This is a genomic window from Rhodococcus sp. NPDC057529 (assembly GCF_042802055.1).
Lineage (GTDB): Bacteria > Actinomycetota > Actinomycetes > Mycobacteriales > Mycobacteriaceae > Rhodococcus_F.
The window spans coordinates 65,714-78,137 of sequence record NZ_JBHVEY010000003.1 but is presented as its reverse complement, the minus strand read 5'-3'; the positions used below and the strand labels follow the sequence as shown (position 1 = coordinate 78,137).

Annotated in this window: 15 protein-coding genes and 1 pseudogene; 13 read left to right on the top strand and 3 right to left on the bottom strand. The window is 66.6% G+C overall.

What is annotated here, in order from left to right:
- Positions 1–31: 31 nt before the first annotated feature.
- The 7 genes from ACFU5V_RS06335 to ACFU5V_RS06305 all read left to right on the top strand — a co-directional run bounded on the left by ACFU5V_RS06335 (position 32) and on the right by ACFU5V_RS06305 (position 6,100).
- A complete protein-coding gene (locus ACFU5V_RS06335; RefSeq protein ID WP_378697711.1) occupies positions 32–1,111 on the top strand; it encodes an ABC transporter permease in 1,080 nt (359 codons plus the stop codon).
- Complete coding sequence (locus ACFU5V_RS06330; RefSeq protein ID WP_378697709.1) at positions 1,108–1,932, top strand: ABC transporter ATP-binding protein; 825 nt, start codon at positions 1,108–1,110, stop codon at positions 1,930–1,932. The genes ACFU5V_RS06335 and ACFU5V_RS06330 overlap by 4 nt, the downstream gene beginning before the upstream one ends.
- Positions 1,929–2,798, top strand: a complete 870-nt coding sequence (locus ACFU5V_RS06325; RefSeq protein ID WP_378697707.1) for an ABC transporter ATP-binding protein — start codon at positions 1,929–1,931, stop codon at positions 2,796–2,798. The genes ACFU5V_RS06330 and ACFU5V_RS06325 overlap by 4 nt, the downstream gene beginning before the upstream one ends.
- Positions 2,791–3,396 carry a TetR family transcriptional regulator gene (locus ACFU5V_RS06320; RefSeq protein ID WP_378697705.1) on the top strand — a complete coding sequence of 202 codons (606 nt, stop codon included), beginning with the start codon at positions 2,791–2,793 and terminating at the stop codon, positions 3,394–3,396. Before ACFU5V_RS06325 ends, ACFU5V_RS06320 begins: the two co-directional genes overlap by 8 nt.
- 34 nt (positions 3,397–3,430) lie before the next feature.
- A complete protein-coding gene (locus ACFU5V_RS06315; protein WP_378697703.1) occupies positions 3,431–4,939 on the top strand; it encodes a YdiU family protein in 1,509 nt (502 codons plus the stop codon).
- A gap of 175 nt (positions 4,940–5,114) precedes the next feature.
- On the top strand, positions 5,115–5,498 hold the full coding sequence (locus ACFU5V_RS06310; protein ID WP_378435636.1) for a hypothetical protein: 384 nt from the start codon (positions 5,115–5,117) through the stop codon (positions 5,496–5,498).
- On the top strand, positions 5,495–6,100 hold the full coding sequence (locus ACFU5V_RS06305) for a zeta toxin family protein (protein WP_378697701.1): 606 nt from the start codon (positions 5,495–5,497) through the stop codon (positions 6,098–6,100). Before ACFU5V_RS06310 ends, ACFU5V_RS06305 begins: the two co-directional genes overlap by 4 nt.
- Before the next feature lie 34 nt (positions 6,101–6,134).
- Here the strand turns inward: ACFU5V_RS06305 and ACFU5V_RS06300 are convergent, their stop codons facing one another.
- Complete coding sequence (locus tag ACFU5V_RS06300) at positions 6,135–6,587, bottom strand: winged helix-turn-helix transcriptional regulator (protein WP_378697699.1); 453 nt, start codon at positions 6,585–6,587, stop codon at positions 6,135–6,137.
- 90 nt (positions 6,588–6,677) lie between these two features.
- On the opposite strand from ACFU5V_RS06300, the gene ACFU5V_RS06295 reads away from it, so the two are divergent.
- Positions 6,678–7,271: a dihydrofolate reductase family protein gene (locus ACFU5V_RS06295; RefSeq protein WP_378435642.1), complete on the top strand. Its 594-nt coding sequence runs from the start codon at positions 6,678–6,680 to the stop codon at positions 7,269–7,271.
- A 63-nt stretch (positions 7,272–7,334) separates the two neighbouring features.
- Positions 7,335–7,718, top strand: a complete 384-nt coding sequence (locus tag ACFU5V_RS06290; protein ID WP_378697697.1) for a PPOX class F420-dependent oxidoreductase — start codon at positions 7,335–7,337, stop codon at positions 7,716–7,718.
- 19 nt (positions 7,719–7,737) lie between these two features.
- Here ACFU5V_RS06290 and ACFU5V_RS06285 read toward each other — a convergent pair whose 3' ends face one another.
- The gene (locus ACFU5V_RS06285; protein WP_378697695.1) at positions 7,738–8,445 is read right to left on the bottom strand and encodes a TetR/AcrR family transcriptional regulator C-terminal domain-containing protein; all 708 of its coding nucleotides are present in this window, start codon (positions 8,443–8,445) and stop codon (positions 7,738–7,740) included.
- Between the two features lie 120 nt (positions 8,446–8,565).
- Here ACFU5V_RS06285 and ACFU5V_RS06280 point away from each other — a divergent pair, with 120 nt between their 5' ends.
- From ACFU5V_RS06280 to ACFU5V_RS06265, 4 genes and pseudogenes are all read left to right on the top strand, one after another.
- The gene (locus ACFU5V_RS06280) at positions 8,566–9,783 is read left to right on the top strand and encodes a fatty acid desaturase family protein (protein WP_378697693.1); all 1,218 of its coding nucleotides are present in this window, start codon (positions 8,566–8,568) and stop codon (positions 9,781–9,783) included.
- A gap of 20 nt (positions 9,784–9,803) precedes the next feature.
- Positions 9,804–10,274, top strand: a complete 471-nt coding sequence (locus ACFU5V_RS06275) for an IclR family transcriptional regulator (RefSeq protein WP_378697691.1) — start codon at positions 9,804–9,806, stop codon at positions 10,272–10,274.
- A gap of 112 nt (positions 10,275–10,386) precedes the next feature.
- Entirely contained in the window at positions 10,387–10,779 is a 393-nt protein-coding gene (locus ACFU5V_RS06270; protein WP_378697689.1) for a substrate-binding domain-containing protein, read from the top strand.
- 45 nt (positions 10,780–10,824) lie between these two features.
- Positions 10,825–10,980, top strand: a pseudogene (locus ACFU5V_RS06265) (3-hydroxyacyl-CoA dehydrogenase family protein); the annotation flags it as partial.
- Positions 10,981–11,314: 334 nt separating this feature from the next.
- Here ACFU5V_RS06265 and hemE read toward each other — a convergent pair.
- A complete protein-coding gene (gene hemE, locus ACFU5V_RS06260) occupies positions 11,315–12,385 on the bottom strand; it encodes a uroporphyrinogen decarboxylase (RefSeq protein WP_378697687.1) in 1,071 nt (356 codons plus the stop codon).
- Between the last annotated feature and the right edge of the window lie 39 nt (positions 12,386–12,424).

The following is a 12,424-nucleotide window of genomic DNA, read 5'->3' as shown; positions in this document are numbered from 1 at the left end:
CCCAGGCCATTCGGCGTGCCTAGCATCGAATATGCGCGCCATGATTCTCAAGGAATTTCGCGAACTTCGGCGGGACCCCCGCACATTGGCGATGTTGATCGCGCTGCCTCTTCTCCTGCTCGTGATCTTCGGCTACGCGGCCAACTTCTATGTGTCCTCGGTCGAGACGGCGGTCATGGGCCCCTCGGCGCAGCAGGTGAGCACGTCGTTGCCGCCGTTCTTCGACGTGACGCAGACAGACGTCGACGGCTCGACCGCCCAGGCGACGGATCTGTTGCGGGAGAACAAGGTCGACGTCGTGGTGGTGACCGGGTCGACCCCCACGGAACAGTCGACGGCACTGGTGGACGGCTCGAATCTGTTCGCCGCCCAGTCGACGGTGTCGATCCTGAACAAACTCGGCGACCAGGTCCGCACCGAGGTGTTGTTCAATCCCGACCTGAAGACGTCGTGGGTGATGGTGCCGGCGATCATCGGCCTGATCCTCACGTTCATCGGCACGATCGTCACCAGCATCGGCCTGGTCCGGGAACGTGAGGCCGGGACCCTCGAGCAACTCGCGGTCATGCCGATCCGCCCGAGTCAGGTGATCCTGGGCAAGATCGTGCCCTATTTTCTGCTCGCCGCGCTGGACATGACCGTTGTGACGGTGCTGGGCATGGTGCTGTTCGGGGTGCCGTTCAACGGCAACGTGCTGGTGTTCGCGCTCGGCGCCGCGCTCTTCCTGTTCGTCGTCCTCGGTCTCGGTGTGCTGATATCGACGATCTCGCAGACCACCGGACAAGCGATCCAAACGGCATTCCTGTTCCTGATGCCACAGATCTTGTTGTCCGGCATGATTTTTCCGCTCGACGCGATGGCGGCTGGGGTTCGCTGGATCGGTTACCTGCTTCCGCTGACGTATTTCACGATGATCTCGCAGGGCGTGATGTTGCGTGACGCGCCGATCTCGTCGTTGTGGTTGCCGCTGGTCGTGCTGGCCGTGATGGCGATCGTGGTGTTCACCGGGTCGACGCTTCGTTTCCGGCGAGATCTCGCGCCGGACGTTTCGAAGGCGAGTAAGGCCGAGGCGTCGAAATCGGTCGATCCGACCGGTGCGGACGCCGCATGATCGCCGCGACCGAGTCCGTCGTCGTCCGGTTCGGCGACCGGACAGCCCTCGACGGAGTGAGCATCGACGTTCCGGCCGGCCAGGTGGTGGCCCTGGTCGGTGGCGACGGAGCGGGGAAGTCGACGCTGTTGCGGACGTTCGTGGGAGAGGTCCTCCCCGACAGTGGGACCGTGCACGCCCCGGCCAAGCACGACATCGGGTTTCTCTGTGCGGGCCCGGGGAGTTGGGCGGCGCTGACGGTTCGGCAGAACATGGATTTCGTCGGCGGCATCTACGGCCTGGGCGGCAGCGAATTGGCCGAGCGGCGCGAGGAACTCATCGACCGCGCCGGGCTGGGTGATGCGGCGGACCGACTCGCCTCGGCGTTGTCGGGAGGGATGCGGCGCAAACTGGGCACGGCGATGGCGATGCTGCACCGGCCCACGATGCTGATCCTCGACGAACCGAGCACCGGCGTCGACCCCGTGAGCCGCATCGACCTGTGGCGATTGATCTCGGAGGCCGCCGCGGACGGTGCGGCCGTGATCATGTCGACGACATACCTCGACGAGGCCGAACGAGCCGGGCACCTCGTCGTCCTCGACTCCGGCCGAATCCTCACCCAGGGCTCCTACGACGAGGTGCGTGCCGGGTTCACCGGCACCATCACCTCGGCAGCGGATCCGGTGCGACCGGAGTGGTCGTGGCGCCGCGGCCGGGAACGTCACGAGTACTGGGAGGACGGACACCCCGGCACCGACGCCGCGACCATCACGCCCGACCTCGAAGACATCGTCATCGCGTTGTCGCTGACACGTCGCCGGGAGGTCGGCGCATCATGACCGGTGACGTTCTGCGGGCACGCTCGGTGACCCGGAAGTTCGGTGATTTCACGGCCGTCGACTCGATGTCGATGACCGTCGCCCCCGGCGAGGTGGTCGGTCTTCTCGGGGCCAACGGGGCCGGGAAGACCACGCTGATCCGGATGCTCCTGGGTCTGCTCGCCGCGACGGAGGGAGCGGTCGAGTTGCTCGGCGGCCCGCCGGACCGAACGCGGAGGGCGCGCATGGGTTACGTGCCCCAGAATCTCGGTCTCTATCGCGATCTGACCGTCGCGGAGAACCTGGCTTTCAGCGCAGAGGCCTACGGTGTTCCCGTGCCCGGTGTTCCCGCCGAACTTCACGACGCGCGCAGCATCCTCGTCCGCGAACTGGCCCTGGGCTCGCAACGACAGGTGGCGTTCGTCGTGGCCCTGGCACACGAACCCGACGTGCTGGTGTTGGACGAGCCGACCTCCGGCGTGGACGCACTGTCGCGGGCACGACTGTGGGACACCATCCGGCAGCAGGCCGACAACGGCGTCGGCGTCCTGGTCACCACCCACTATATGGAAGAAGCACAGCAATGTGATCGCCTGTTGCTGATGTCGTCCGGGCAACTCGTCGCCGCCGGCAGCGAGGACGACATCATCGGCGACACCCGCGCGGTCGCGGTGCACACTCCGGAATGGGCGCAAGCATTCGCGGCACTGAACGATGCCGGAATCCCCGTCATCCTGGACGGCCGGGCGATCCGAGTCCCGGACACGGATCCGGCGACGATCGATTCCGTCCTGGACACAGCCGGCATCGCGGCCGATATCCGGCCCGTGCGCGCCACCATCGAAGAGCGCATGCTGGTCCTCGCGCGCGCCGGAGCACATGGATAGTCGCGCGCCCGGCCGTCCGAAGGTCGTCGCCGACTCCGCCGACAAGCGCGGCACCATCCTGCGGTCGGCGCGAGAGCTGTTCTCCGATCGCGGATTCGACCGAACGACCATGCGCGCCATCGCCAAAGAGGCCGGAGTCGACCCGGCGCTCATCCATCACTACTTCGGCAACAAGAACGCGCTGCTGGTGGCCGCCCTGCAACCGGAGGTCGACGCGAAGACCGTATTCTCCGGAATCACCGCCGAGACCGACGCGCCCGGCGAGATCTTCATCCGACGCGTACTCGAATTCTGGGAGACGAACCCACAGCAGCGAGCACGGGCAATCGCGCTGCTGCGAGTCGCCGTCACGCACGACGAGATCGCCATGCGAGTACGAGACTTCTTCCTCGGACTCGTGCAGCGCGCACTCGGCGATGTCGTCCGCAGCGATCACCAGGACGAGCGTTACGCACTGGTGGTCAGCCAAACGGCCGGGCTGGCGATATCGAAATTCATCCTCCTGCTCCCCGACGTCGCCAATGCCCCCATCGAAGTTCTCGCTCGGCGAGTGGGGCCGAACATCGACAACTACCTCTTCAGCGACTTCGACGGGTAACTGTTCGCGGTTGTGCAGCGATTACCCTGACCTGATGGCTGCAATTCCCGATTCCACCGTGCGCACGAACACCGCGGTGTCCGGCCTCTCGAGCACCTTCGCCGACGAGCTGGGCGCCCTGACGGTGCCGTGGCAGGGCGCCCCTGTGCCGGACCCCACCATGCTCGTGCTCAACGAGCAGCTCGCGGCGGCGCTGAGGTTGGACGTACACGCACTGCGCAGCGAGGACGGAGTCGGCGTCCTGTCCGGATCGACGGCACCGACCGGGGCCAAACCGGTAGCGATGGCATATGCGGGCCATCAGTTCGGCGGGTACGTGCCGCTCCTCGGAGACGGTCGGGCGTTGCTGCTCGGCGAACTGACCAATGGTGACGGTCAGCGTGTGGATCTGCACCTCAAGGGCTCGGGGCGAACCCCGTTCTCCCGGGGCGGCGACGGCTTCGCGGTCGTCGGCCCCATGCTGCGTGAATACCTCGTCAGCGAGGCCATGTACGCCCTCGGCATCCCCACCACCCGCGCACTGTCGGTGATCGCGACAGGCCGGCCCGTCCACCGGAACGGCACCGAACCCGGCGCCGTGCTCGCCCGAGTCGCAGCCAGCCACCTGCGCGTCGGCACGTTCGAATATGCAGCGCGGCAAGGCGATCTGCTGCAGCCGCTCGCCGACTACGCCATCGCCCGCCACTACCCGAAGCTGATCGAACTGCCGGCGAACGGTGACGGCAATCGCTACCTGACGTTCTTCGAGGCCGTGGTCGAGGCGCAAGCGTCACTGGTGGCACGGTGGATGCTCACCGGTTTCGTGCACGGGGTGATGAACACCGACAACACGACCATCTCCGGGGAGACCATCGACTACGGTCCGTGCGCCTTCCTCGACACCTACGACCCGACGGCGGTGTTCAGTTCGATCGACCACAGCGGCCGCTATGCGTTCGGCAACCAACCCGCCGTCCTGAAATGGAATCTGGCGCGCTTCGCCGAAACGCTGCTCACGCTGATCGGCCAGGCGCCCGATGACGCGATCACCGCGGCATCGGCAGTCCTCGACACCTTCGACGAGCGTTACGACGGCCACTACGCTGCAGGCATGGCGGCCAAACTCGGCATGGCCGGCACAGCCCTCGACCGAGCACTGATCGACGACCTTCTGACGCTGGTACAGGAACACCGCGTCGACTGGACCAGTGGTTTCCGTGCCCTCGCGGACGAACTACGCGGAAATTCGGTACCTCTCGACAGCCTCGCACCGCGCGAGCACACCGAGCCGTGGTTGCACCGCTGGCGCAGCGCCCTGACACAGCACCGGCGCGGGGCGGCGGAGACCGCGGACTCGATGGACCGCGTCAACCCGCTCTACATCCCACGCAACCATCAACTCGACGCTGCCTTGCGGGCCGCAACCGACGGTGAACTCGCCCCATTCGAGAAGCTACTGGAGGTCGTCACCCATCCGTTCGACCGCCGCGACGCATGGTCCGACTACACCACACCCGCCCCGCCCTCGTTCAGCCGAACGTTCCAAACCTTCTGCGGCACATAACCACTGGCCAGAATCCACTCGCCGCGAGCCGGCAGGCCGACTTACGTGCGCGATGGGTACCCATTAGCGTCGGGTAGGAACTGAAGTCGCCGAAAGCCCCGCTGGGCGATCGCCGACACAGCCTGTAGCCGTTAGCTACACTTGTAGCAAGTAGCTACACCACAGGAGGGCAGCAATGCCGAGTAGTGGAGACAAGGTCACCCGCCTGGCAGCAGACCTGGTAGCCAGCGCCATGGCCGAAGGAGAACGGCAGCACCGCACAGGACGTCAGCAACTCGAACACTGGGCCCGGGTGGGACGGGCGGTCTCGAGCCGGCAGACCGCGGCCCGGCGCCGAGTAGAGGAAGCCCTCGCCGGCCGGTTGCCGATCGGCGAACTCGGAACCGAAGAAGGCACAGCGTTCAACGCCGAGATCAACGCGGCGATCGAGGAACAACTGGCCACCGCCGACTATGGCGCCGCGCTCGCGGCCCAGGGAGTCACCACTGTCGCGTTGTCCGAGGACGGTCAGATCATCGAGTATCGTCCCGACGGCACCCACGCAGTCCTGCCCGAGTGAAACGACTCGACTTGGTGGTCGGCTGCAACGGCGCCGGCAAGTCCACCTTCGTGGCGCTCACCCTTGCTCCCCTGCTGCCGGCCAGCCCGTTAGTCAATGCCGACGAGATCGCCAGACAACGATGGCCGGCGAATCCGGCTGCACACTCCTACGCGGCGGCAGAGATCGCCGCGAAGACCCGATCACACCTACTGAGCCGGGGAATGTCGTTCATCGCCGAGACGGTGTTCTCCCATCCGTCGAAGCTGAAGTTGATCGACGAAGCGCGCACACACGAGTACACCGTCGTCTTGCATGTGGTGATGGTTCCAGAGGAGCTAGCTGTCCAGCGTGTGCGCTACCGGGTGCGAGCCGGCGGGCACGATGTGCCGGAAGACAAGATCCGCCAGCGATACCAAAGATTGTGGGGTCTCGTCGCTCAGTCGTTCCCACGTTGTGATCACGTGACCGTGTACGACAACAGCGCGAGCACCGGCCCGCGCATCGTCGCCCAGTTCACCGACGGATACCTCGTCGGCGAAGCCAATTGGCCCTCCTGGACACCCACAGAACTGACCGCGAGCACCAGCCCGGGCGCACAACCAAAGGACCCGAACGTCTGACCGATCACCGGGAGGGCGGGGCGGGCCGCACCGTTCACACGGCGGCGCCGGGCCCTTGGAGTAGTTCGACGTCGCCGGCGTGCATCGACTCGCCGCAGTGTGCGCAACGCAGGTCGGCCGTGCTGATCTCGCCGCACGCGTGGTGGCGGTAGAGGACGGGCGGGCCCGCCTCCCCCGCGAGCCAGTTGTCGCCCCAGGTGGCCATTGCCATCAGAACGTCGAGGAGTTGGATGCCCTTCTCCGTCAGGACGTATTCGTACCGCGGCCGTCGGTCGTAGGGCCGGCGCTCGAGCACGCCGCGCTCCACGAGGTGGTTGAGTCGTTCGGTCAGGACCTTGCGCGAGATGCCGAGGTCGGCCTGAATCTGCTCGAATCGGGTGAATCCGGCCCACACGTCGCGCAGGATCAGCGGCGACCAGGGCTCCCCGATGACGTCGAGCGTTCGCGCGATCGAGCACGCCATCCCACCGAAATCTGTGCGTTGCATGGAACCAGTCTAACAATCGGGGTTCCCTGAAGGAACTCAGACTGTTACGCTCATGAAGTCTCCTGAAGGAACCCCGAAAGGAACACGAAGATGAGCAAGGTCTTCAGCGCCCACGCGGTCTCGGTCGACGGTTACATCACCGGCCGAAATCCGGGACCCGGCCGCGGAATCGGTGACGGGACATCCCTGTTCGACTGGTACGGCGACGGCGACACCGCCAGTCGGCTGTTCGACGGGTTCCGCCTGAGCGAGCCCAGCGCCCGGATCTTCGACACCCTCGCCGGCCGCGTCGGTGCGGTCGTTGCGGGACGCAACACCTATGAGGATTCCGGTCGTTTCGGCGGCGGCAGCCCACACCCGACGGCTCGCGTGTTCGTCCTCAGCCATCGGCCTGCGCCGGAGATGTCCGAGCAGCAGACACTCGTCACCGGCGGAATCGAGGACGCGGTCGCAGCGGCGCGCGAGACCGCCGGCGACAAGGACGTCAGCCTCATGGGCGGCGGAGTCCTGGCCGCGGCCTTGAAAGCCGGACTCGTCGACGAGGTGGTCCTGCACCAGGTCCCCGTCCTACTGGGCGCCGGTCGCCGCTTCTTCCAGGAACTCCCGGACCACGTGCAACTCCGTTTGCTGGAGGTCGTCCCAGCGCCCGGCGTGACCCATCTCCACTACGCGGTGGTCCGATGACCCTTGCCGCCTACCCCACGACGTCGGCCTCGCGCCGGCGCCCTCAGATGAAGGAGCAGATCCATGCTTGACCCCGACGTGCGCCGCACACTCGACGGCACCTCGATCGCTCACCTCGCCACCACCCTCCCCGACGGCTCGCCCCACACCGTTCCCCTCTGGATCGGCGCGCACGGCGACCGAATCGTCTTCCTCACCGGTCCCGGCTCGCGCAAGGCACGCAACCTGCGCCGCGACCCACGGGTGGCGCTGTCCATCGCGCCCGTCGACAACCCGTTCGAGCCCGTCGTCGTCCGCGGGCGAGTAGTCGAATGGCTCGACGGCGATGCCGCGTGGGAGATCGTCGACGAGCTGTCCACGAAGTACACGGGTGCGCCGTACCCTCGGGAGGACGAGCGCGTCGTGGCCGTGATCGAGCCCGAGCGACAGACCGTCGGCGTCGGCTGAGCCGATCACCGACGCGCGCTCACTCCGGAGTCAAGCCGTCCCCACGCTTCAGCGTCGCGGTCAGGCCCGCCAGGAGGATGTCGACCCCCCGTTCGAGTTCGGCGGCGCCGTCGTAGGACGCGAGCACCGGCGCCAGACCCCGCAGGAGCGGGAATTCACCGATCGGCAGACGGTGCAGCCCGAGGCGCAGGAGGTCGTCGGATTCGTCGGGTCGCTCGACGAGTTCCTGCAGTTCGTTGAGGATGTGGCCGTAGAGGAAACCGAACAACGCCCGATAGACGTGCAGGGCGTCGGCGTCGGTGAACCCCGCCCGGGTCAGCAGGGTCAGGATGTCCTCGAGGGGGCGCAGGGTGCCGAGCGGCCTGAGCCCGAGCGGCGTCGACAGCGGTCGGGTGACGAGGAGCGGCACCACCTGCGGATGAGCGAGGGCCAGTCGGCGGAAGCCCCGCGCGACCTCCCGAAGTTGGGTGGCCCAGTCGCCGTCGCCGGTATCGACGTCCAGTTCGTCGAGCACCCGCTCGGCGAGACCGTCGAGCAACGCGGCCTTGTTCGGAGCGTGACGGTACAGGGTCATGGGGTCGCGGCCGAGCGCCTTACCGAGGCGGCGCATGGACAGCCCGTCGATGCCGTCCCGGTCGACGATCGCGAGCGCTGCTTCGAGTATCCGCTCCCGGGTGATCGGGCCGCCGTCGGAGTGGATCGAACGACGTTCGGGCTCATCGGCCATCACGACACCTCCACCAACACTGTAGGCCTGAACTGTAGATCTACAGTGTTGACAGTCTGCGGAATGCGGCGTTCACTTCACAGTGAGGCACGAAGCGGGTCGGGAAATCGGGAGTCGAGAATGGCGATATCCGACATCAAGGAATACGCACATCTCACCGAAGAGGATGTCGAGTCGCTCCGCTCCGAACTCGACGCCATCCGGCGGGACGTCACCGATTCGCTCGGTGAGCGCGACGCCACGTACATCCGACGCACGATCGCGTTCCAGCGTGTGCTGGATGCCTCTGCACGCCTGGTGATCCATTGCAGCCGGGCACGGTTCGGGTGGATCCTCGGGACGACCGCCCTAGCTCTCGCCAAGAGCGTGGAGAACATGGAGATCGGGCACAACGTGTCTCACGGGCAGTGGGACTGGATGAACGACCCGGAAATCCACTCCAGCACGTGGGAGTGGGACATGGCGGGGGTGTCGTCCCAGTGGCAATACTCGCACAATTATCGTCACCACGTGTTCAGCAACGTCGTCGGAATGGACGACGACCTCGGGTTCGGCGTCATCCGCATCACCCGCGACCAGCCGTGGAAACCCGAACATCTGCTGCAGCCGCTGCGGAACCTTTTGTTGGCATTCATATTCGAATGGGGCATCGCCCTGCACGGACTGTACTCCGAACGGGACCGCGTCGACACCGCCGCCGAGAAGAGCGCCCACACCCGGGCACTGCTCGGCAAGATCGTTCGCCAGGCCGGCAAGGACTACGTGCTCTTCCCCGCCGTCAGCGGGCGTCGGTGGCGACGGACGCTGACGGCGAACCTCTCGGCCAACCTGCTGCGAAACCTGTGGGCGTACGTCGTGATCTTCTGCGGGCACTTTCCCGACGGCGCAGAGAAGTTCACGCCCGCGGAACTCGAACACGAGACCCGAGCGGAATGGTATCTACGCCAGATGCTGGGTACCGCCAACTTCCGGGCCGGCGCGGTGCTGGCATTCCTGAGCGGCAACCTCTGCTACCAGATCGAGCATCACCTCTTCCCCGACCTTCCCAGCAACCGCTACGCGGAAATAGCGACGAGGGTCCGCGCCCTGTGTGAGAAATACGATCTGCCCTACACCACCGGTTCGCTTGCCAAGCAATACTTCCTGACCCTGCGCACCATCCACAAGCTGGCATTCCCGGACCGCTTCCTGTCCGCGACCGCCGACGACGCTCCCGAGACCGCGTCCGAACTGAAATTCCGCACTGCCCTCACCACACCTTCCGACGGCGGCACCGGACGCCGCACGGGACTACGCACCGCGTTGCACGAGGCCCGCTCTCGAACGAAAAGGCACTGAGGCCCGCCGGCCACGCGCTGATGCACGATCTCGCCGAAGCCACCCACGAGAACGTGCAACTGACGGTCCTCGACGGACTCGACGTGCTGTGCATCGAGAAGATCTCCGCACTCACCGCCGTACCGAACGAAACCGAAGTCGGTGGACGCCTTCCCCTGCACGCGACCGCGGTCGGCAAATGCATCCTGGCGAATTCACCGCGCGAATTGTTCGTCGAGATCGTCGACCGCGGGCTGACCCGCCAGACCAAACACACCATCATCCAGCCCGGCCGGCTCGGCACCGAACTACGTGAAATACGCCGAACCGGTGTCGCCTACTCCCGGGAGGAGATGACTCCCGGGGTCATCTCCGTCGCCTCGCCGATCATTGCGCCCGGTGGCATCCTGCAAGGGGCGCTCGGGGTGGTTGCTCGATGGCCGGGCAAGCTCGAGCACCTCGCCCCGGCCGTGCGCACCACGGCGCTGACCATCTCCCGCGGTTGCCGCTGAACCGATCCGCGCACGACATAGCTCACCGTTCCGAGGGACGGATGCGGGCTTCAGCACAGGCCCGTCGTAGGGATGAGTATGCGCGGTACGCGACGCCGCCTCGACCTTGGGTATGGAGGCGACGCTGCTCGGCCCGTTCACCCCCTCCATCCAGGGTGGCCCCGCCGCAGCGGATGCCGCGATCGGCACCGGCGCCAGCGCGGTCATCGCCCACAACGACCTGCTGGCCATCGGTGCCCTGCGCAGATTCGCCGAACGCGGCGTCCAGGTTCCGGCCGACATCAGCGTGGTCGGCTTCGACGACATCTTCGGGGCCGACTTCTGCGCCCCACCACTCACGACCGTGTCGGGACCACTCGAAGCCGTCGGACGCACCGCGGTGGACCTGGTGTTGTCATCCCTGCAGAAGGCCGGTCGGACCGCGACGCAGCAACTTCGGGCACCGGCACATCTGGTGATCCGCGGCTCCACCGGTCCGGTATCCGAAAGGACCTCGCACACATGAGGATCCCTGGATCATGGGCGAGCTGAGCCTCGTGCTGCGAGCCGGAAAAACGTCGTTTCGACGGCTCACCGCTCGGTGGTCGATGCCGCGTTCATCGTGAACGCCCTGCTGATCCCCTACCTGCTCAATGCGATTCGAATGGTCGAATCTGGTGCCACAACAGCGACCGATGTCGACAACGCCATGCGCCTGGGGTGCGCCCGACGCCATCGGTGGCAGACCTTGTGCGGCACCACACCCGGACACTGAAACTCGTGCCACGATCGATCCACGACCCGTCCCCGCCGATCTATAGACCTTGCAGGGGTTCTCAATCGACGCGGTCCCGAGGCCCACATGGCTTTCCGCAGGTCCAGGTCGCTGACCATACCCTCCCGGAACGCACGGGAACATGATTCGCTCGACCGACCGGACGGCGTCACACATCAACTGCCACAACTCGTCCAAAGCTTGCTACACCTGCCTTCTCGTCAGATCCTGCACTGTAGTGAAGCCGACCCGTCGGTGACTGCAACTCCGTGCGGTGACGCGTCGGTCACAGCGAGTGCACCAACTCGACCAGCGCGGTCAGCGCGCCCGGGTCGGTGTCGGGCAGGACGCCGTGCCCGAGGTTGAAGATGTGCCCCGTGGCGCCTGCGGCGAGCGCGGCGTCGGCCTCCGCAGTGATGCGGCGCACCTGCTTCTCGACGGCCGCCGGTCCCGCGAACAGCACCGCGGGGTCGAGGTTGCCCTGCAGCGCCTTGCCCGGGCCGACCCGGCGCGCCGCGACGTCCAGGGGGATGCGCCAGTCGACACCGACCACGTCCGCGCCCGCCTCACCCATCGCACCGAGCAGCTCACCCGTTCCGACACCGAAGTGGATCCGCGGCACCTTCGCGCTCGTTACCTCCGCGAACACCCGCTCCGAGTGCGGCAGCACGAACTCCCGGTACTCGGCCAACGACAACGCACCCGCCCACGAGTCGAACAGCTGGATCGCGTCGACGCCGGCGCGCAACTGCGCCTGCAGGAACGTGATGGTGGTGTCGGCGAGGGTGCCGAGCAGCGCGTGCCACGTCTTCGGGTCGGAGTGCATCAGCGCCTTCGTGCGCTCGTGGTTGCGGCTCGGTCCGCCCTCGACCAGGTACGACGCGAGGGTGAACGGGGCGCCGGCGAAACCGATCAGCGGTGTCGACCCGAGTTCCGCGGTGAGCAGCTGCACGGCCTGCGCGACCGCGCCGACCTCCTCGGGCACGAGCCGAGGCAGGGCGGCGACGTCCGCGATCGAGCGGACCGGATTCGCGACGACGGGGCCGGTGCCGGCCACGATGTCCAGATCGATGCCGGCCGCCTTGAGCGGCACCACGATGTCGGAGAACAGGATCGCGGCGTCGACCCCGTGCCTGCGCACGGGCTGCATGGTGATCTCGCAGACCAGTGCCGGATCGAAGCACGACTCGAGCATGCCGATCCCCGACCGGATCTCGCGGTACTCGGGAAGCGAGCGGCCCGCCTGCCGCATGAACCACACGGGGCGCCGGACGGGAGCGCGGCCTCCCGCGGCCGCCAGGAGGGGTGCGTCGGGGAGCACCCGCCTCGCAGTGGAAGCCGGTGTTGAAATGTCCATTTCTCCTTCGTTTCTCGTGATCAGCAGGCATCGTTCGCT